General features: G+C 69.3%; 17 protein-coding genes. 7 read left to right on the top strand and 10 right to left on the bottom strand.

Going from position 1 to position 17,698, the window contains the following annotated elements; translation table 11 throughout:
* Nucleotides 1-15 precede the first annotated feature (15 nt).
* On the top strand, nt 16-900 hold the full coding sequence (locus ACZ5Z2_RS01635; RefSeq protein ID WP_464760238.1) for an ABC transporter ATP-binding protein: 885 nt from the start codon (nt 16-18) through the stop codon (nt 898-900).
* A 13-nt stretch (nt 901-913) separates the two neighbouring features.
* Nucleotides 914-4,495, top strand: a complete 3,582-nt coding sequence (locus tag ACZ5Z2_RS01630) for an ABC transporter permease/M1 family aminopeptidase (protein ID WP_464760237.1) — start codon at nt 914-916, stop codon at nt 4,493-4,495.
* Nucleotides 4,496-4,525: 30 nt separating this feature from the next.
* Here ACZ5Z2_RS01630 and ACZ5Z2_RS01625 read toward each other — a convergent pair whose 3' ends face one another.
* From ACZ5Z2_RS01625 to ACZ5Z2_RS01600, 6 genes are all read right to left on the bottom strand, one after another.
* A complete protein-coding gene (locus tag ACZ5Z2_RS01625; RefSeq protein ID WP_464760236.1) occupies nt 4,526-4,852 on the bottom strand; it encodes a DUF2845 domain-containing protein in 327 nt (108 codons plus the stop codon).
* Between the two features lie 130 nt (nt 4,853-4,982).
* Complete coding sequence (locus tag ACZ5Z2_RS01620) at nt 4,983-5,426, bottom strand: PA2169 family four-helix-bundle protein (RefSeq protein WP_464760235.1); 444 nt, start codon at nt 5,424-5,426, stop codon at nt 4,983-4,985.
* A 65-nt stretch (nt 5,427-5,491) separates the two neighbouring features.
* Nucleotides 5,492-6,262: a DUF2884 family protein gene (locus tag ACZ5Z2_RS01615; protein WP_464760234.1), complete on the bottom strand. Its 771-nt coding sequence runs from the start codon at nt 6,260-6,262 to the stop codon at nt 5,492-5,494.
* Between the two features lie 157 nt (nt 6,263-6,419).
* Complete coding sequence (locus tag ACZ5Z2_RS01610) at nt 6,420-6,965, bottom strand: hypothetical protein (protein WP_464760233.1); 546 nt, start codon at nt 6,963-6,965, stop codon at nt 6,420-6,422.
* On the bottom strand, nt 6,965-7,507 hold the full coding sequence (locus ACZ5Z2_RS01605; protein WP_464760232.1) for a peroxiredoxin: 543 nt from the start codon (nt 7,505-7,507) through the stop codon (nt 6,965-6,967). Before ACZ5Z2_RS01605 ends, ACZ5Z2_RS01610 begins: the two co-directional genes overlap by 1 nt.
* Nucleotides 7,508-7,602: 95 nt before the next feature.
* Nucleotides 7,603-8,061, bottom strand: a complete 459-nt coding sequence (locus ACZ5Z2_RS01600; protein WP_464760231.1) for a hypothetical protein — start codon at nt 8,059-8,061, stop codon at nt 7,603-7,605.
* A 186-nt stretch (nt 8,062-8,247) separates the two neighbouring features.
* Between ACZ5Z2_RS01600 and ACZ5Z2_RS01595 the strand changes: the two genes are divergently transcribed.
* Nucleotides 8,248-8,661: a universal stress protein gene (locus ACZ5Z2_RS01595; protein ID WP_464760230.1), complete on the top strand. Its 414-nt coding sequence runs from the start codon at nt 8,248-8,250 to the stop codon at nt 8,659-8,661.
* A gap of 862 nt (nt 8,662-9,523) precedes the next feature.
* Here the strand turns inward: ACZ5Z2_RS01595 and ACZ5Z2_RS01590 are convergent.
* The 3 genes from ACZ5Z2_RS01590 to ACZ5Z2_RS01580 form a co-directional block, all read right to left on the bottom strand.
* On the bottom strand, nt 9,524-9,976 hold the full coding sequence (locus ACZ5Z2_RS01590) for a DUF6491 family protein (RefSeq protein ID WP_464760229.1): 453 nt from the start codon (nt 9,974-9,976) through the stop codon (nt 9,524-9,526).
* Nucleotides 9,977-10,036: 60 nt separating this feature from the next.
* A complete protein-coding gene (locus ACZ5Z2_RS01585) occupies nt 10,037-10,762 on the bottom strand; it encodes a hypothetical protein (RefSeq protein ID WP_464761644.1) in 726 nt (241 codons plus the stop codon).
* Nucleotides 10,763-10,828: 66 nt separating this feature from the next.
* Nucleotides 10,829-11,707 (bottom strand): LytTR family DNA-binding domain-containing protein, encoded by an 879-nt coding sequence (locus ACZ5Z2_RS01580; RefSeq protein ID WP_464760228.1) that lies wholly within the window; start codon nt 11,705-11,707, stop codon nt 10,829-10,831.
* 156 nt (nt 11,708-11,863) lie between these two features.
* On the opposite strand from ACZ5Z2_RS01580, the gene ACZ5Z2_RS01575 reads away from it, so the two are divergent.
* The gene (locus ACZ5Z2_RS01575) at nt 11,864-13,672 is read left to right on the top strand and encodes an FAD-dependent oxidoreductase (protein ID WP_464760227.1); all 1,809 of its coding nucleotides are present in this window, start codon (nt 11,864-11,866) and stop codon (nt 13,670-13,672) included.
* Between the two features lie 13 nt (nt 13,673-13,685).
* Here the strand turns inward: ACZ5Z2_RS01575 and ACZ5Z2_RS01570 are convergent, their stop codons facing one another.
* The gene (locus tag ACZ5Z2_RS01570) at nt 13,686-13,991 is read right to left on the bottom strand and encodes a DUF3247 family protein (protein ID WP_464760226.1); all 306 of its coding nucleotides are present in this window, start codon (nt 13,989-13,991) and stop codon (nt 13,686-13,688) included.
* Between the two features lie 146 nt (nt 13,992-14,137).
* Between ACZ5Z2_RS01570 and ACZ5Z2_RS01565 the strand changes: the two genes are divergently transcribed.
* The 3 genes from ACZ5Z2_RS01565 to ACZ5Z2_RS01555 all read left to right on the top strand — a co-directional run bounded on the left by ACZ5Z2_RS01565 (nt 14,138) and on the right by ACZ5Z2_RS01555 (nt 17,698).
* The gene (locus tag ACZ5Z2_RS01565; RefSeq protein WP_464760225.1) at nt 14,138-15,412 is read left to right on the top strand and encodes an MFS transporter; all 1,275 of its coding nucleotides are present in this window, start codon (nt 14,138-14,140) and stop codon (nt 15,410-15,412) included.
* A gap of 63 nt (nt 15,413-15,475) precedes the next feature.
* The gene (locus ACZ5Z2_RS01560; protein WP_464760224.1) at nt 15,476-16,039 is read left to right on the top strand and encodes a hypothetical protein; all 564 of its coding nucleotides are present in this window, start codon (nt 15,476-15,478) and stop codon (nt 16,037-16,039) included.
* A gap of 51 nt (nt 16,040-16,090) precedes the next feature.
* Nucleotides 16,091-17,698 (top strand): MFS transporter, encoded by a 1,608-nt coding sequence (locus ACZ5Z2_RS01555; RefSeq protein WP_464760223.1) that lies wholly within the window; start codon nt 16,091-16,093, stop codon nt 17,696-17,698.

The raw sequence follows: 17,698 nt of genomic DNA, 5'->3' as shown, positions 1-17,698 counted from the left end.
CTGCGCCAGCCGCCCATGCTCAGCATCAGCCACCTGTCCAAGACCTACGCCAATGGCGTGCGCGCGCTGCGCGACGTCTCGCTGGAGATCCCCAACGGCATGTTCGGCCTGCTGGGGCCGAACGGCGCGGGCAAATCCTCGCTGATGCGCACCATCGCCACGCTGCAGGATCCCGACGAGGGCGACATCCGGCTGGACGGCCTGGATCTGCTGGCCGACAAGCAGGCCACCCGCCGCCTGCTCGGCTACCTGCCGCAGGAATTCGGCGTGTATCCGAAGGTTTCCGCCGAGGCGATGCTGGAGCATTTCGCGGTGCTGAAGGGCGTCACCGCCAAGGGCGAGCGGCGCGAGCTGGTGGAGGCGCTGCTGCGCCAGGTGAACCTGTGGGACGTGCGCAAGCGCAAGCTGGGCACCTACTCCGGCGGCATGCGCCAGCGCTTCGGCATCGCGCAGGCGCTGATCGGCGACCCGCGGCTGGTGATCGTGGACGAGCCCACCGCCGGACTCGACCCGGAGGAGCGCAACCGCTTCCTCAACCTGCTGGCGGAGATCGGCGAGCGCGTGGTGGTGATCCTCTCCACCCACATCGTGGAGGACGTCACCGACCTCTGCCAGCGCATGGCCATCGTGGGCCAGGGCCAGGTGCTGCTCACCGGCGAACCGTACGAGGCGATCCGCGCGCTGGAAGGCAGGGTCTGGCGGCGCAGCATCGACAAGGCCGAACTGGACGGCTACCGCGCCCGCATGAACATCCTTTCCACCCGCCTCGCCGGCGGCCGCACCCTGCTGCATGTGCTGGCCGACGAGCGGCCCGAGCCGGACTTCGAGCCGGTGGCGCCGGATCTGGAGGACGTCTATTTCGGCCGCCTGCGCGCGCAGGCCACCGCGCGCGCCGCCTGACGGAAGGGCCGCCATGTTCTTCGAGATCTTCCGCTTCGAGCTGCGCCAGCAACTGAAGGCGCCGCTGTTCTGGATCATCGCCGCGGTGTTCGCGGCGCTGGCCTTCGCGCTGGCCAGCACCGACGCCATCGTCATGGGCGGCGCCACCGGCAACGTGCTGCGCAACGCGCCGCTGGTGATCGCGCGCCTGCTCAACGTGTTCGTCGTGTTGAGCATCCTGCTGGTGGTGGCCTTCATCGCGAACGCCGCCACGCGCGATTTCGAGCAGGGCACGGCCGAACTGCTGTTCGCCACGCCGCTGCGGCGCGGCGCCTACCTGGGCGGCCGTTTCGCCGCGGGCTACCTGGTGCTGGTGGGCATCCTCGCGCTGTGCGCGCTGATGCTGGCGGCGGGCGGCGCCATGCCGTGGGTGGACGCCGGCCGGCTCGGCGGCACCGACTGGCGCGGCTACCTCTGGGGTTTCGGCGTGCTGGTGCTGCCCAACCTGTTCTTCATCGCCGCCCTGCTGTTCCTGCTGGCCACCGCCACCCGCTCGCTGCTGGCCAGCTACGTGGGCGTGATCGCCTACTTCGTGCTGCAGATCGTGACCGGCCTTCTCAGCCGCGACCTGGACAACCGCTGGCTGGCGGCCATGCTCGATCCGTTCGGCGGCCACACGCTGCAGCTGGTCACCCGCTACTGGACGGCCGACCAGACCAACCACCTGCTGCCCGCGATTGGCGGCGTGCTGCTGTTCAACCGCCTGTTGTGGCTTGGCGTGTCGGCGTTACTGCTGGCCGGCTCTTTCGTGCTGTTCCGCACCGACCGCGAGGGACTCCGGCTGCCGCGCCGCAAGCCGCGCGCCGAGCCGCCGCTGCTGCGCCCGCAGGCCGGAACCACGGCGCTGGAGCTGCCGAAGGTGGCGCTTGCCTTCGACACGCGCGCACGGCTTGCCCAGTTGCGCGCGCAATTCGCGTTCGACCTGCGCGGCGTGCTGCAGGGCGCGGCCTTCATCGTGCTGACCGTGCTGGCGCTGGTGCTTATGCTGACGTCGCTGGCGATGGGCGGACTGGTCTACGGCACGCCGACCTGGCCGGTCACCCACCAGGTGCTCACCGCGGTGGACGGCAGCTTCGGCCTGCCGCTGATGATCGTGCTGATCTTCTACGCCGGCGAATTGGTATGGCGCGAACGCCAGTACCGCTCGGCCGAGGTCAGCGACGCCTTCCCCACGCCCGACTGGGTGTCGCTGCTGGCCAAGCTCAGCACGCTGCTCGCGGTCGTCGCCATCATGCTCGCCGCCGGCGCCGTGGCGGGCATGGGCTGGCAGCTCGCGCACGGCTACACCCGCCTGGAACCCGGCCTGTATCTCGCCACGCTGGCACTGCACGCGATCCCGTTCGTGCTGGTGGCGGCGCTGGCGCTGTTCCTGCAGGTGGCGTGCAACAACAAGTTCATGGGCTACCTGCTCAGCATCCTGTGGCTGGCAAGTTCGCTGGCCTTCGAACTGCTGCACTGGGAGGACAGGCTCTACGACTACGGCAGCGCGCCTGTCGTGCCGTACTCGGACTTGAACGGCTTCGGCCATTTCGTCGTGGGCGCGCTGTACTTCAACGCCTACTGGGCCTGTCTCGCGCTGGCGATGCTGGTGGCGGCCGCCCTGCTGTGGCCGCGCGGCACCGGCGCGGACTGGCGCGGGCGCCTGCGCGAAGCGCGCGCGCGGCTGCGCCCCGGCCTCGCGGCCGTGCTGGCGCTGGCGCTGGCGGGCTTCGCGGGGCTGGGCGGCTGGATCTACTACAACACCCACGTGCTCAACCACTACGAGAGCAGCACCGAGCAGAAGCGCGAACAGGCCGACTACGAGAAGCAGTACGCGAAATACGCCGACCTGCCGCAGCCGCGCATCACCGCGGTGCAGGCCGACGTGGACATCCACCCCTACCGGCGCCGGCTGCACATTCGCGCGCGCTACACCCTGGTCAACAAGCGCGACGTGCCGGTGACCGAGCTGCTGGTGAACTACGCCGACGGCTTCGTGCCGAAGACGCTGAGCTTCGCCCCGCACGACACCGCCAGCTTCGACAAGCGCCTCGGCGTGGCGATCTACAAGCTGAAGACGCCGCTGGCGCCGGGCGCCTCGATGCCGTTCGAGTTCGACATCGACTACGCGCCGAAGGGCTTCACCAACGGCACCGGCGAGACCTTCCTGGTGCACAACGGCACGTTCTTCAACAACGCGCTGCTGCCGCAATTCGGCTACCAGTCCAGGCTCCAGCTCACCGATCGCAACGACCGCAAGAAGTACGGCCTGAAGCTGGACGTACCGCGCATGCCGCCGCTGGGCGACGAGAAGGCGCGCGCCAACACCTACATCAGCAACGATGCCGACTGGATCAGCTTCGACACCACCGTCTCCACCGCCGCCGACCAGATCGCGCTGGCGCCCGGCACGCTGGTGAAGGAATGGACGCAGGGCGGCCGCCGCTACTTCCACTACACGATGCAGCGGCCGATGCTGAACTTCTTCGCGTACCTGTCCGCGCGCTACGCCACCCGCAGCATGGACGCCAACGGCGTGAAGGTCACCGTGTACTACGACCCGGCGCACGCCTGGAACGTGGATCGCATGCTGGAAAGCGCGAAGGACTCGCTCGCGTACTACGACAGCCACTACACGCCCTACCAGTTCGGGCAACTGCGCATCGCGGAGTTCCCCGGCTACCTGGCGTACGCGCAGAGCTTCGCCAACACCATCCCGTTCTCCGAGTCCATCGGCTTCACCGCCGACCTGCGCGACAAGAGCCACATCGACTACGTCTACGACGTCACCGCGCACGAGGTGGCGCACCAGTGGTGGGCGCACCGGGTGATCGGCGCGGACATGCAGGGCTCCACCCTGCTCAGCGAATCGCTGGCGCAATACAGCTCGCTGATGGTGCTGAAGCACAAGTACGGCGCCGACCAGATGCGCAAGTTCCTGAAGTACGAACTGGACATGTACCTCGCCGGCCGCGCCGCCGAGAAGGTGGCCGAGGAACCGCTGGGCAAGGTGGAGAACCAGCCCTACATCCACTACCGCAAGGGCTCGCTGGTGTTCTACGCGCTGCAGGACTACGTGGGCGAAGACAGGCTCGATGCCTTCCTCAAGCAGTTCCTGATCGACTATGGCTACCAGCAGCCGCCCTACACCACCTCGAAGGAATTCGTCGATGCGCTGGGCAAGGCGCTGGGGCCGCAGTGGCAACCGATGCTGGACGACTTCTTCTGGAAGATCGCCCTGTTCGACGACCGCATGCTGGACGCCACCGCGAAGAAGCTGCCCGGCGGCAAGTACGAGGTGACGATGAAGGTGCATGCCGGCATGAGCTACGCCGACGGCAAGGGCAAGGAAACCAGCGCCGCGCCCAACATCCCCATCGCCATCGGCGTGTTCGCGCAGGGCGAAGGCGGCAAGGACGGCAAGCCGCTGTACCTGGAAAAGCGCACCCTGCCCGAAGGCGACAGCACCGTCACCGTGACCGTGGACGGCCGGCCCGCGATGGCCGGCATCGACCCGTACAACGAGCTGATCGACAAGGTGCCGGACGACAACCGCAAGCCGGTGACGGTGCGGTAAGCGCGCCCCGCCGCCGGCAAGTCCGCGGATTCAGCGGCTGCGCTCGTCGATGTCGCTGACGCGCCCGTCGATCAGGGTCACCACGATCACGCGGCCGTCGCGGCGGTACTGCCACCGCTCGCCGGCCGCCGCATCGCCGGAAACCGCGCGCACGCGCCTGCCGCGGCGCCCATTGCCGCGCGTGCCGCCGCGATGCGACTTGTGCGAAGGCTTGCCCAGCATGCCAAGCACCGTGGCCGCGCTGTCGCCCACCACCAGCACGCGGTTGCCCACGCGCAGGCTGTCGGAAGCGGCGGCACCGCTGGCGCAGGCGAACAGCGCAACGGCCAGCAGGCTGGCCAACCCGTATCGATGCATGATGCGCGCCCCGTGCGAAGGGCGCCGTGCGCCCGGTCAGGCAAGCTAGCGCGCGCAAGTCGGCGGCGGTTACGGCCGACGGCCGGAAACCGGGTGGGCGCGATGCCCGTGCCTGCGTAGTCGCAGGCCATCAGGAGTGCGTCGCGCCCGCCAGGCTATGCATGTCCAGATGGATGCCGCGCAAACGCGGCAGTTGCCGGCGCAGGCCACGGGTGGCGCTTTCCGGCAAACCGGCGATGGCGCTCTCGAAAGCGCGCAGCAGCGCACCCTCGTCCTGCGCCAGCGCGTGTATCCACGCATTGTCGTGCCGCGCGGTGGCGCGGGCCATGCTCTCCACCAGCCGGCAACGCAACATGGCGCGCCAGCTGCCGCGCCTGCGCGCTTCGCCGCCGGCCCGCTCCACGTCCTGCTGCAACTCGACCACCACGGAGGCCAGCGCCTGCGCGTCTTCGTGCAGCACCGCGCGCAGGCCGGGTTCGTTCACCGCCTGCGCAGCGCGGCGGTACAAACGGCACAGGTCGATGCCGCGGCGGATCAGCTGGTTGAAGGTGTTGTGTGCGGAATGGATGGCCACGGTCGCCGCCGGTCGGGCGCTGGTAACGGGGGCATCATCCTCGGACATCGCCACTTAGCCGGAGATTAATTCGAGCCCTCGCCCGCACCAGCGATCTGCAGCAGGTTCAGCGCGCGGCCATGCTCGTCGCGCACGCCCTGCTGCAACGACGACAACTGCCGGATCGCCGGGCACAACGCCACGACCTGCGGCCGCAATGCCTGCATGCGTTGGCGCATGCGCGGTTCCAGTTGCGTGGCGAGGTTCGCCGCGCGGTCGCGCAGATCCGCGGCGGTTTGCAGGTCGCCGCCCATCGCGGCATTCAGCGCCTGCTGGCCGAGGTCGCCGGCGATCAGCGGCAGCAGGTCGCCCTCGACCTGGCTGATGTACTGGCTCATCGCATCGCCCTGCCAGTCGTGCGTGCTGTCGCTGGCGGCGATGCGCTGCTTGAGCCCGGCCGCATCCGCCGCCAGCCGGCGATCCAGCTCCGCGCGCGTATCGTCGCCCAGGCCCATGCCCGCCGCTTCCTCGCGCAGGCCCTGCACCGCGATGTCCACGCCGTGCTGCGCCACGGTGCGCACGCGCGGCGCCAGCGCGCGCAGGTCGCGCTCGAACAGGGCGAGGCGATCCTGATCCTCCGCATTCAGCGGCACCGCCGCGCCGTCCACGCGCAGCGCGCCCCGACTCAATTCCACCTGCGTGGGCGCGGGCGACGGGCGGTCGAACAGCACGCTGTCCGGCCGCAACGTCACGTCGTAACTGCTGCTGGCATGGCAGGTGGCGGCGAGATCCTGCGCGTGCAGCGGCAGCGCGGCGAACAGCGGCAACAGGCAAAGCGTCAGGCGACGAAGGCGCATCGATCGGATTCCACAAGCGGGATGACGCAGCGATACCCGCCCGCGGGTCAACCCGTGCTGAACGCGCGCCAGTTCACGCGCCCTTGGATGGCGCCAGCAGGCGCGAGCCGCGAGCTGGCCGGCCGATGGCTCCCCTGGCCCCCTTTGGCGAAACGGATCAACGGCGCCGCCGGAACTGCATGCCCACCGCCGGCCGGCCCAGTTGCCAGGCCAGCCACAGCAGCACGGGAATCGCGACGGCCTTCAGCCCCAGCGTGATGCGGTAGACGCGCCGCGCGTGCAGCACGGCGCTGCGCAGCGCCTCGTCCTGGCCCAGCTGGGCCAGCGCACCGGCGCTGGCGTGCTCGAACTGCGGCCACTGCGCCAGCATCATGCCGCCGCCGACCAGCGCCCACAGCGCCAGCGCGCCGCTGGCCACGCGCAGCGGCGCACGTGCCCACGCCTGGCGCAGGATGCAGCCGGCGCACAGCACGATGAGCGCGAAGGCGGCCACGAAGTAGCCGACGTCCCAGGCCAGCATGCGCCGCCACGCGGCGCCGTCGGCGGGCGGCACGTTGGCGCGCTGCGCCCACAGCAACTGCGCATGCGCGAGGTATTGCACGCAGCCGAACGCGGCCAGCAACAGCAGCAGCCACGCCACCACGCGCCACACCGCGAAGCCGCGCGGCGCGCGACCGGCCTCGGCATGCGTCAGCACCGGCATCAATGCGCCGCCTGCTTCAGGCCGGCGAGATCGGCCAGCACCTGGCTGGAGTTCGCCTTGGGATCGACGTCCACGTACACCTTGGCGATCCGTCCCTGCGGGTCGATCAGGAAGGTGGTGCGCTTGGCGTAGTGGAAACCCACTGTCGAGGTGAGCACGCCATAGGCGGTGGCCACCTTGCGATCCGAGTCGGCCAGCAGCGGAAACGGCACGTGGTACTTGGCGGCGAAGTCGGCGTGCGACTTCGTGTCGTCCAGGCTCACGCCCACCACGGAGGCGCCGGCCTGGCGCAGCTTGGCGATGTCGTCGCGGAAGGTGCAGACCTCGGTGGTGCAGCCTGGCGTGAAGTCCTTGGGATAGAAGTACAGCACCAGCCAGTGGCCATGGTAGTCGGCGGGGCTGCGCCAGTGGCCGTTCTGATCCTGCAGGCGGAAGGCGGGCGCGGCGGTGCCGGCCTGCGGCAAGGCGGCGCCGGCAAACGCGGGAGCGGCGAGCAGGCCGCACAACAAGGTCAACGCGAACAGCAGCGGCAGGCGGCGCATGGCGGTGTTCCATGGGGATGGCAACGCCCAGTGTACGCCTCCGCGCAAACGAAGGGCGCCGCGCGGCGCCCTTCGTTTGCAGCGTGAACCACCGCTCACGGACGGCTGATGGTGAAGCGCCCCACCGACACGCCGAGGTTGACGCCTTCGCCGTGGCCGGCCAGCGCCAGCGAGGTGGTGCCCTTGGTCAGCACCTGCACGGTGCCGCTCTTCACCACGCCGGCTTCGGCGCTGGCCTGCGCGTAACCGCCGAACACGTCGCCGATGTCGCGCACATGCGTGATGTCGCCGGTGCCGTGGTCGATGCGGTACTTGCCGGCGGTGAGGCCGCCGCCCACCACCGCGATCTTCACCTCGGCATGCTGGCCGTTGTCGCAGCGCACGGTGCCGCTGCCTTCGGCATGCTTGTAGAGGATCGACCAGCCCGACAGGCTGAAGTCGAGATGGCATTTCACGTTCGCCTCGGCGGCATGGGCTGGCGCCGCCGGCAGGGTTGCCAGTGCGCCCGTGCCCAGCAGCAGGGCGGCGGTCAGGGCGAGAGTGCGCTTGCTCATTGTCGTCTCCTTCGTTTGCGGGGTCGTTGCGATCCGCCCTTCAGGCTGGAACGCACGATGCAGCGTCTGCGCGGCATCGTGACGGCCACGTGAGTCCTGCGCGCTTCCGTTCATCTTCTTGATGTTTCGCTAACGCGGCGGCATCCACACTGCATCCGACACGGTTTCGCCGCGACAGGAGCGGGCATGCCCAAGTATTCGCTGGTTGGTTACGACGGTTCGGACGCCGCACGGCGTGCCTTTGCGTTTGCGATGGAACTGGCGCGCGCCTGCGACGGCCGCGTGCGCGTGGTGTCGGTGCTGCAGGTGGCCGAAGGCGGCGACACCGTCGCCCTGATGATGACCGACCCCGGCATCCAGCGCGCGCAGGAGCTGAAGGACGAACTGGCTTCGCTCGATGCGGACGCCGCGCGCCTCGTCGACGTGGAACTCACCCACGGCGCGCCCGGCGACGTGCTGCTGAGCCAGGTCGCCCAGCACGGCATCGACCACATCGTGATCGGCCACACCGAACGCGGCGCGCTGGCGCGCTGGCTGATAGGCTCGGTTTCCGACAACGTGCTGGCACGCGCGCACGTGCCGGTGACGGTGGTGCGCTGAGAGCCTCCATGCGGCTTGCGCAGGGAGTATTTTGCGGCAAAGTGCTCCCACGAGAATCTTTGTACGCTCCGCCTGCAATCGTCTTGCGCCAGGGTGACGGGCAAGAAGTAACAACGCGAAGCTGCTGCAGATTCAGCCCTCAGTGTCCAGATACGGTGCGACGTGGCCGCTGTGAATCCTCGTGTCGCTCCACTACTGTCCGGAATAATTTTGAACATTCGTGGCCGCGGTCTTTCTCGTCATTCCGGCGCAGGCCGGAATCCAGTGGCCGTGCGGCCTGAGCGAACATGGTCGCTACTGGATCCCGGCCTTCGCCGGGATGACAGTCTGGATAGGTGGTCGTTATCGGAAATGAAGTCGCCTTCTCGCCATGCTTCGTGCAAGCGGCGCGGGCCTTCATCCTTCGACACCATCCCCAGATTATTCCGGACAGCAGTGCGTGTCGCTCGGAAAAAGTTCCAACCTCCTCGACACAGCCTGCTTGTAGTTCCGGCGGATTGAATCAGGCCCTTCTCTCTTGGTTGCTTCTCTTGACTCCGTGCATCCTGCCCTCCGCCCTTCGGGCCGGCTTCGCCGTTCGCCACCGCTCCTGCGGTGGCGTGGGCCAGTAAAGAGAAGTGACTCGGACGCCGGCAGTGACCGAAAGCCCGCCGCAGGCGAGCCAAGGTGCGGAACCGAAGGGTTGTCGCGAGCACCCGCCCCTCACCCCAACCCTCTCCCCAAAGGGGAGAGGGTGTTTGCTCTCGCGCCTGCACGCGGTAGACGACCGCGGGGCTTGTTCCTGGCGATAACTGCAAAACACCCCGGCCACAAAACCGGAAAAGGCGAACAGGAGATTTTGAACAGGCTCCGAGAACCCGTGTCAGCGGCCGGCAGGCACCGCGCCCTGTTCGCGCGGCTCCGCATCGATCTTGCGCTGCGCCTGTTGCTCCAGCTTCAGCTTCGCCACGTCGACCGGGCGGATCTGCGTGATGAAGCACGGCGGATAGCCGCGCCCGGTGAGCACCTTGTCGAAGTTCACCGACACCTCGCCGCTGAACGAGGTGAGCCCGATGGTGTTGGCGAACTCCAGGTTCGGGCACACGCCCACGTCCAGCAGCCACGCGCGGTTGGCCTGCGTATAGACGGCCAGTTGGCCGTCGGCCAGCGGCTCCCACGAATACAGGTCGTAGAAGTGGAAGCTGCGCACCGGCGCACCGGCGGCCGCCGCATAGGCGGCCTGGCGCTGTGCCATCCGCTGCGCGTAGGGCACGCTGGAACATGCGCCCAACGCCGTCGCCAGCACGGCGACCATCCACGAAGCTTTGCGGGACATGGCTGCACCTCCTTCCGTCGATACCTGTCGTAACGCGCGAGCAGCCGGCAGGTGCACGCGCTATTTCTTGCCGCCCTTCTTCGGCAGCGCCTGCCAGTGGTCGGGCAGGAAGCCGCCCACCTCGTAGACCAGTTCCACCTTCTTCTCGCCGTCCTGCAGGGTGACGGGCAGGCTGACCTTCTTCGACTTCTGCAGCAGAGCGATGAAACCCTTGTCGTCGCTGATCATCAGCGCCGGCTCGCCGGTGGACGGCGCGTAAGCCTTGATCGGGTGCGGCTTGCCGTCGAACTTGGCGGCGATCGTGCACTCGCCCTTGCAGACGAAGCCGTGCGCGTCGCTGTACAGGAACGCGCTCTGGCCCCAACTGGTGTGCCGGCGCAGGATCAGCCGCACGCGCACGTCGGCGGGCTGGCTGTCGTAGATCGCCGCGGTGGACTGCGTACCGCCCTCCATCGGCGCCACCTGGTATTGCCACAGCGCGGCGAGGCGCGTCTTCTCGCTGTTCTCCTTCCAGCGCTTCTCGACCTCGGGCAGGGTCTGCTGCACTTCCTTCGCCGCCGCGCTGTCGGGAAAGCGCTGCACGATGTCCTCGCCCATCGACGCCGCCATCTGGTCGTTGTGGATGCGCAGCAGCTGGCGGTAGGTGTCGAGGTTGCGCGCCGCCTCGGCGGCCTGCGCCTGCGCCTGTTGCTGCGCGGCATCCGGCGCGGGCGCGCCGCCTTGCGAACAGCCGGCCAGGATCAGCGTGCCGGCCAAGGCGGCGGGAACGAAGCGGGAGCGGAGCATCATCGGCGGATCATCCGGAGCGGAACCAGCGGCTAGCTTGGAACGATCGCGCGCCGCGACGCAAGCTCACTCGACCGCGCCGGGCTGGCCGCCGTAGCGCTCGCGCAGCGCGGCGCGGTAGCGACGGCTGCACGGGATCGCGGTGCCGTCGCGCAGGCGCAGGCGCGCGTCGCCGGTGTCCAGCGGCTCGATCTCGGCGAGGTAGTCGAGGTTGACGAAGTAGCCGCGGTGCACGCGCAGGAAGCGCGCGGGATCCAGCCGCGCCTCGATCGCCGCCATCGTGCTGCGCAGCGGGTAGTCGCGCCCGCGCACGTGCAGGTTCACGTAGTTGCCCGCGGCCTGCAGCCACTCGATCTCGCTGGCGGCGAGCAGGAACTCCTTGCCCAGCTTGCGCACCAGGAAGCGTGCGGGGCGATCCACCGGCTCCACCGGCGGCCCGTCGTCCGGTTCGGCCAGCAGCTTCGCCTCGCCCTGCTGGCGCAGCAGCCACAGCCGCGACAGGCAGATCAGCGCGACGATGAGGAAATAGCTGCGGATGTCCTTCAGGTACTCGTAGCCGAAGTTCGGCCACCACGCGCCGAAACGGTAATGCTGGCCCACCATCGCGTAAGCCAGCTTGCGCAGCACGACCATGCCGGCCACGTGCACCAGGCTGAACGCCACGCTGGCCAACAGGTGCCATGGCAGGCTGTGGCGCCAAGTGTCGAAGCGGAACGGCCAGCGCCGCTCCACCGCCTTCACGAAGGGGATCAGCAGCAGGATCAGCAGCGCGCTGCTCGATTCCCACACCCACGGTTCCCAGGCCGCCGTGCGGGCATGGTCGATCTGCGCAACGAGGCCGTTGAATACCGTGTTGAGGGCGTACAGCGCCACCCAGAAGGCCACCTCGGCCGGGCGGGGCCAACGCTGGAAATCCCTGTATCCCACATCCGCCTGCTCGTTCATGCCGGCGATTCTACGTGGCGGCGGCGACATCCCGCGCGACCCGTCACGCGTCGGGGTCGGTTCGTCCCTGGCCGCCCACCATCCGTCACCCCACGCTGGGAACGGCAGCGGCGCACGCCCATGCTGGCCACCGTCCATCCCGTCCGGAGCGATACGATGAAAAGGCGCGATTTACTGAAGGCCGCCGTCACCCTGCCCCTGCTTCCGCTGCTGATGCGCAGCGGCAGTGCGTTGGCGCACGGCGCCGGCACGCTCGCCACGACCCTGCGCTCGCGGCTGCGCCCGGGCCAGGCGGGCTGGCCCGCGACTGCGGAATGGGAGCGGCTGAAGCGGCAGGTCGGCGGCCGGCTGCTGAAGCTGGAAGCGCCATTCGCCCACGGCGCCGCGTCGCCGGCGCTCAAGCAACTGGACAACCCGTTCGCGGTGGGCGACAACCCCGCGCTGACCCAGACCAGCGGCTGGGCCGATGCCTGGACATCGCAACCCAGCGCTTATGCGGTAGCTGCGGAAAGCGCCGCCGACGTGGTCGCCGCCATCGACTTCGCGCGCAAACATCATCTGCGGCTGGTGGTAAAAGGCGGCGGCCACAGCTACCAGGGCACCTCGGACGCGCCGGATTCGCTGCTGGTGTGGACGCGCCACATGAACAAGATCACGCTGCACGACGCCTTCGTGCCGCAGGGCTGCACCGGCCACGCGGCACCGCTGCCGGCGGTGAGCGTGGAAGCCGGCGCGATGTGGATCGACGCCTACGACGCCGTGACCACCCACGGCGGCCGCTACGTGCAGGGCGGCGGCTGCACCACGGTGGGCGTGGCCGGGCTGGTGCAGAGCGGCGGCTTCGGCAGCTTCTCAAAAAACTGGGGCACGGCGGCGTCCAACCTGCTGGAGGCGGAAGTCGTCACCGCCGACGGCCAGGTGCGCATCACCAATGCCCGCACGAATCCGGAGCTGTTCTGGGGCCTCAAGGGCGGCGGTGGCGGCAGCCTGGGCGTGGTCACGCGGCTGACCCTGCGCACCTTCGAGCTGCCGGAGTTCTTCGGCGGGGCGAACCTCACCATCAAGGCCGACTCGGAAGCGGCCTACCGCGCCCTGATCGCCGAGGCTATGGGCTTCTACCAGCGCGCGCTGTTCAACCCGCACTGGGGCGAGCAGATGAAGTTCTACGGTGGCGACACCTTCGAGGTTTCCATGATGTTCCAGGGCCTCACCAAGCAGCAGGTCGAACAGACCTGGGCCCCCTTCCTGACCTGGGTGCAGGCCCGCAAGGATTGCTGTATCACCAAACCGTTCCAGGCGCTGGCGGCGCCGGCCCGGCATCTCTGGGACGCCGAATTCCTCCGCAAATACCTGCCGAACGCCATCGTGCCTGACGACCGGCCGGGTGCGCCACGCGATCACTACGTGTGGGCCGGCGACCACGAGCAGGTGGGCTGGTTCATCCAGGGCTACCAGTCGGCCTGGCTGCCGGCTTCGCTGCTGCAGCCGGGGCGGCAGGCGCCCCTGGTGGATGCCTTGTTCGAAGCCGCGCAGCACCAGGGCGTTTCGCTGCACTTCAACAAGGGCCTGGCCGGAGCGCCGGCCGATGCGATCGAGCGCGCCCGCGACACCGCCATGAATCCGCAGGTGCTCGATGCCTTCGCGCTCGCCATCAGCGCCAGCGGCGACGACCCCGCCTTTCCCAGCATGCCGGACGCGAAGCCCGATCTGGCCATGGCGCGGCGCATGGCGTCGGCCGTCGAGCAGACGATGGCCCCGCTGCGCGCGGCGGCGCCCAACGCCGGCTCCTACGTCTCGGAAAGCGACTACTTCCTGCGCGACTGGCAGCAGGGCTTCTGGGGCGGCAACTATCCGCGCCTCGCCGCGGCAAAGCGCAAGTACGATCCTGACGGCCTGTTCTTCGTGCACCATGGCGTCGGCAGCGAGGACTGGAGCACGGACGGCTTCACCCGGGTGCGGACGTAAAACGCGAACCCGCTCAGTTTTCGCTGCCCAGCGTGGAGTCGAGATGCTCCACGCTGGTGATCTCGTCCAGCCACATCCAGCGGTGCCAGCCGGGCTCGTCCGGGCGCTCCAGCCGCAGCTCGCCGTTGATGCCCTGGCGTTGCTCGGTGGGGTCGTAATAGACCTGCACGGTGGCGCGTTCCGCGACCACGCCCTCGCACGTGCCGCCATCCTTCAGCACCAGGCGCACGTGCCCGTTGGCGGGAAGCCTGCCCGCTATCGCCTGCAGCGACTGCACGTCGGCCGGGTCGGAATAAACATGTTTGGCGGATCTGCCCATCGGCGCATTTCTCCTGGTGGAAAGCCACCTCCACGGTAGCCGCGCGCAGGGAAAGCCCGGATCAAATCCGCGGTATGGCGGCGTCAAGCCGCATGGCCTGCCGGCACGTGCGGCGCGGCTACAATGCGCGCACCCCGAGGATTTCCATGTCGAACCCCACACTCCCTTCCGCCGCAGCGGATTCGCCGCTGCGCCACCGCGCCTTCGTGCAGTTCTGGTGCGCGCGCATCGCCTCCGGCTTCGGTTTCCAGATGCTGTCGGTGGCGGTGGGCTGGCAGATCTACGCGATCACCGGGCGCGCCTTCGACTTGGGTTTGATCGGTCTTGTCCAGTTCATCCCCTCGGTGCTGCTGGCGCTGCCGGCCGGGCATGTGGCCGACCAGTACGAGCGGCGACGCGTGGTGCTGCTCGGGCAGATCGTGGAATGGACGGCCATCGTGCTGCTGGCCGTGCTGACCCTGCTGGGCCGCATCCACGAAACCGGCATCCTGCTGCTGGTGTTCGCGATCGGCGTGGCCAAGGCGTTCGAGTCGCCCTCGATGCAGTCGCTGCTGCCGGCGCTGGTGCCGCCGGCGATCCTGCCGCGCGCGGTGGCGGTGAGCGGTTCGGCGTTCCAGATGGCGATGATCCTCGGCCCCGCGGTGGGCGGCCTGCTCTACGTGGCGGGGCCGGGCGTGGTGTACCTGAGCGCCGCCGCGCTGTACATGGTCGCTGCCGGCATGATGGCGATGCTGCGCTACGAGCAGGCTCCGCCGAAGCGCGAGCCGGCGACGCTGAAGACGCTGTTCGCCGGCGTGCATTTCATCCGCGAGCGCAAGGACGTGCTGGGCGTGATCTCGCTGGATCTGTTCGCGGTGCTGCTGGGCGGCGTCACTTCGCTGCTGCCGATCTTCGCGCGCGACATCCTGCACACCGGGCCGTGGGGGCTGGGCCTGCTGCGCGCGGCGCCTGCAGTTGGTGCGCTCTTGATGTCGCTGTGGCTGGCGAAGCACGACCTGCAGCGGCGCGTGGGCATGACCATGTTCGCTTCGGTCGCCGGCTTTGGCGTGGCGACCCTGGTGTTCGCGGTCTCTGCCTCGCTGTGGCTGTCGCTGGCCGCGCTGTTCGCGCTGGGCGCGTTCGACATGGTGAGCATGGTGATCCGCGGCTCGCTGGTGCAGCTGGACACGCCCGACGCGATGCGCGGCCGGGTCAACGCGGTGAACTCGATCTTCATCAACACCTCCAACCAGCTCGGCGAGTTCGAGTCGGGCATGCTGGCCGCGTGGCTGGGCGCGGTGGGCTCCGCGGTGGTCGGCGGCCTCGGCACGCTGGCGGTGGTGGGGCTGTGGATGGCGATGTTCCCCGGCCTGCGCCGGCGGCAGAAGCTGCACCTGGAAACGGCTGCGGACGAGGAGCAGGCGGCGAGCGACACGCTCTGAGTTGTGCGGCACGCGCCATCCGGCGAAGCTTGACCGCATCGCAGCCATTGCGGAGAACCGCGCATGTCCATGCCGCCGCCCTTGCGCTCCAGCTTCGTCACCGCGCTGGCGTGGGTGTTCATCGGCCTGGCCGGGTTCGCCACGCTGATCGCCCTGCTGCAGAACCTGATGCTGCAACTGTTGTTCCTGCCGGACATGCAGGGGCCTTCCATGCCGCCGCTGCCGCCCGACCTGCCGGCACCGGCGCAGTGGATGTTCGGGCACATGGCGTGGTTCTTCCGCGCCTTCCTGCTGGTTTCGGTCGCCACCCTGGTCGCGGCCATCGGCCTGCTGCTGCGGCGCGAGTGGGCGCGGCGCCTGTTCGTCGGCCTGATGGGTTTCGCCATCGCGTACCAGTTGTTCGGGCTGGCGTGGCAATGGTGGTTCATGGGATCGATGGACGCATTCATGCGCGCGCCCGGCATGCCGCCCGGCACGGACGCGGTGATGCACGGCTTCATGCGCGTGGCGCAGGCGTTCGGCATGCTGATGGCGCTGGTGTTCGCCGCGCTGTTCGGCTGGATCATCCGTCGCCTGTGCAGCGCGAAGGTGCGCGACGAGTTCCGCGCATGGGAGGCCGCGCGTTGATGCGCCGGAAGCGCTGCTAAGCTCGCGGTCGTCCTCCACGCGACGGTCGCCATGGCTTCGGAACTGCGTTTCCATCATCCCTTCGCGTTCTGGCTGGGCTGCATCGCCGTGGCGGCCGGCGTGCTGCTGCACATGCCGATGTACCTGATGGCGGCGCCGATGCACTACCGGCTCGCCGGCATGCCGATGGACACCGGCATGCTGGTCGGCATGGTGCTGATCCCCGGCGGCGTGCTGCTGGCCGGCTACGGCCTGATGCCGCGGCTGGCGCAGTTGCGCCGCAGCCGGCACGACCACGGCGACCGGCCGCACCTGCATGTCGCCGACGGCGTGCCGCTGAACCGCGCGCACTGGACGCTGGCGGCGGCGCTGGCGGTGGCATTGGTGATCGACGTGATGAAGCCGGCCTCGCTGGCCTTCGTGATGCCCGGGGCCGCGGCGGAATACGGCATCGACATGGCGGCCGCGGGCAAGCTGGCGCTGTTCGCGCTCACCGGCACCGCGATCGGTTCGCTGGTGTGGGGGCGCATGGCCGACCTGTTCGGTCGCCGCGCGGCGATCCTGCTGTCGGCGCTGCTGTTCATGGGCACGGCGATCTGCGGCACGATGCCGTCGTTCGAGTGGAACCTGGCGATGTGCTTCATGATGGGCGCGGCGGCCGGCGGCATGCTGCCGATCGCCTTCACCCTGATGGCCGAGACCGTGCCCGCCGCGCACCGCGGCTGGCTGCTGGTGGCGCTGGGCGGGCTGGGCACTTCGGCCGGCTATCTCGCCGCCTCCGGCGCGGCCACCGCGCTGGAACCGACCTTCAGCTGGCGCGCGTTGTGGCTGCTCAATCTGCCGACCGGCGCGCTGATCGTGTTCATCAACCGCTACATCCCGGAGTCGCCGCGCTTCCTCGCCGACGCCGGGCTGCATGCGCAGGCGCGCGCGGTGCTGGCGCGCTTCGCCGGTTCGCCCGCGGCACTACGCGAAGACCCCGCCGGCAAGGACAGCGACCCGCCGATCCTGGAAAGCACGCACCCGGCGACCGACCTGCGCCAGCTGCTGCGCGGCCGGCACGCGCGGATCACGCTGGGGCTGGGCACCTGCGGACTGGCCTGGGGACTGGTGAATTTCGGCTTCCTGCTGTGGCTGCCGGCCAACCTGGCCAGGCTCGGCCTGGATGCGCACGCCGCCAGCGCGCTGCTGGCGCGCTCGGCGCTGCTGGCGGTGCCGGGCACGGCCGCGGTGGTGTGGCTGTACCAGCGCTGGAGCAGTTTCCGCACGCTGGTGCTGTTCATCGCGCTGACCGCGCTGTCGCTGGCCGCGTTCTGCGCGCTTGCCTTCAGTGGCGCACAGGCCGAAGCCCCCATGATCGCCGCCACGGCGGCGCTGCTGGTGAGCAGCGGCGGCGTGATCGCCACGATGATCCCGTATGCGGCGGAGATCTACCCGGTGCACCTGCGCGGCAGCGGCTCGGGCCTGATCGCCGCCAGCTCGAAGTTCGGCGGCATCCTCGGCGCGGCGCTGGGCGTGCTGGGCCTGTTCGCGCACTTCGCGCTGTCGGCGCTGCTGATCGCCTTGCCGATGGCTGCCGCCGGCTGGCTGCTGGCGCGCCACGGCGTGGAGACGCGCGGGCATGCGCTGGAGGCGATCCAGCGCACGCTGGCGGAGTGA

It is taken from the genome of Rhodanobacter sp. G1 (assembly GCF_055397855.1).
Note: the sequence above shows the minus strand (reverse complement) of the source record. Positions and strands in the feature narration are given on the sequence as shown.

Excerpts from the sequence above, each read along its gene's own strand:
- ACZ5Z2_RS01590 (WP_464760229.1), bottom strand. The coding sequence starts at position 9,976 with ATGTCCCGCAAAGCTTCGTGGATGGTCGCCGTGCTGGCGACGGCGTTG.
- ACZ5Z2_RS01610 (WP_464760233.1), bottom strand. The coding sequence starts at position 6,965 with ATGCCGGTGCTGACGCATGCCGAGGCCGGTCGCGCGCCGCGCGGCTTC.
- ACZ5Z2_RS01565 (WP_464760225.1), top strand. The coding sequence starts at position 14,138 with ATGTCGAACCCCACACTCCCTTCCGCCGCAGCGGATTCGCCGCTGCGC.
- ACZ5Z2_RS01570 (WP_464760226.1), bottom strand. The coding sequence starts at position 13,991 with ATGGGCAGATCCGCCAAACATGTTTATTCCGACCCGGCCGACGTGCAG.
- ACZ5Z2_RS01585 (WP_464761644.1), bottom strand. The coding sequence starts at position 10,762 with ATGCTCCGCTCCCGCTTCGTTCCCGCCGCCTTGGCCGGCACGCTGATC.
- ACZ5Z2_RS01595 (WP_464760230.1), top strand. The coding sequence starts at position 8,248 with ATGCCCAAGTATTCGCTGGTTGGTTACGACGGTTCGGACGCCGCACGG.
- ACZ5Z2_RS01635 (WP_464760238.1), top strand. The coding sequence starts at position 16 with ATGCTCAGCATCAGCCACCTGTCCAAGACCTACGCCAATGGCGTGCGC.
- ACZ5Z2_RS01630 (WP_464760237.1), top strand. The coding sequence starts at position 914 with ATGTTCTTCGAGATCTTCCGCTTCGAGCTGCGCCAGCAACTGAAGGCG.
- ACZ5Z2_RS01580 (WP_464760228.1), bottom strand. The coding sequence starts at position 11,707 with ATGAACGAGCAGGCGGATGTGGGATACAGGGATTTCCAGCGTTGGCCC.
- ACZ5Z2_RS01625 (WP_464760236.1), bottom strand. The coding sequence starts at position 4,852 with ATGCATCGATACGGGTTGGCCAGCCTGCTGGCCGTTGCGCTGTTCGCC.
- ACZ5Z2_RS01555 (WP_464760223.1), top strand. The coding sequence starts at position 16,091 with ATGGCTTCGGAACTGCGTTTCCATCATCCCTTCGCGTTCTGGCTGGGC.
- ACZ5Z2_RS01600 (WP_464760231.1), bottom strand. The coding sequence starts at position 8,061 with ATGAGCAAGCGCACTCTCGCCCTGACCGCCGCCCTGCTGCTGGGCACG.
- ACZ5Z2_RS01560 (WP_464760224.1), top strand. The coding sequence starts at position 15,476 with ATGTCCATGCCGCCGCCCTTGCGCTCCAGCTTCGTCACCGCGCTGGCG.
- ACZ5Z2_RS01615 (WP_464760234.1), bottom strand. The coding sequence starts at position 6,262 with ATGCGCCTTCGTCGCCTGACGCTTTGCCTGTTGCCGCTGTTCGCCGCG.
- ACZ5Z2_RS01575 (WP_464760227.1), top strand. The coding sequence starts at position 11,864 with ATGAAAAGGCGCGATTTACTGAAGGCCGCCGTCACCCTGCCCCTGCTT.
- ACZ5Z2_RS01605 (WP_464760232.1), bottom strand. The coding sequence starts at position 7,507 with ATGCGCCGCCTGCCGCTGCTGTTCGCGTTGACCTTGTTGTGCGGCCTG.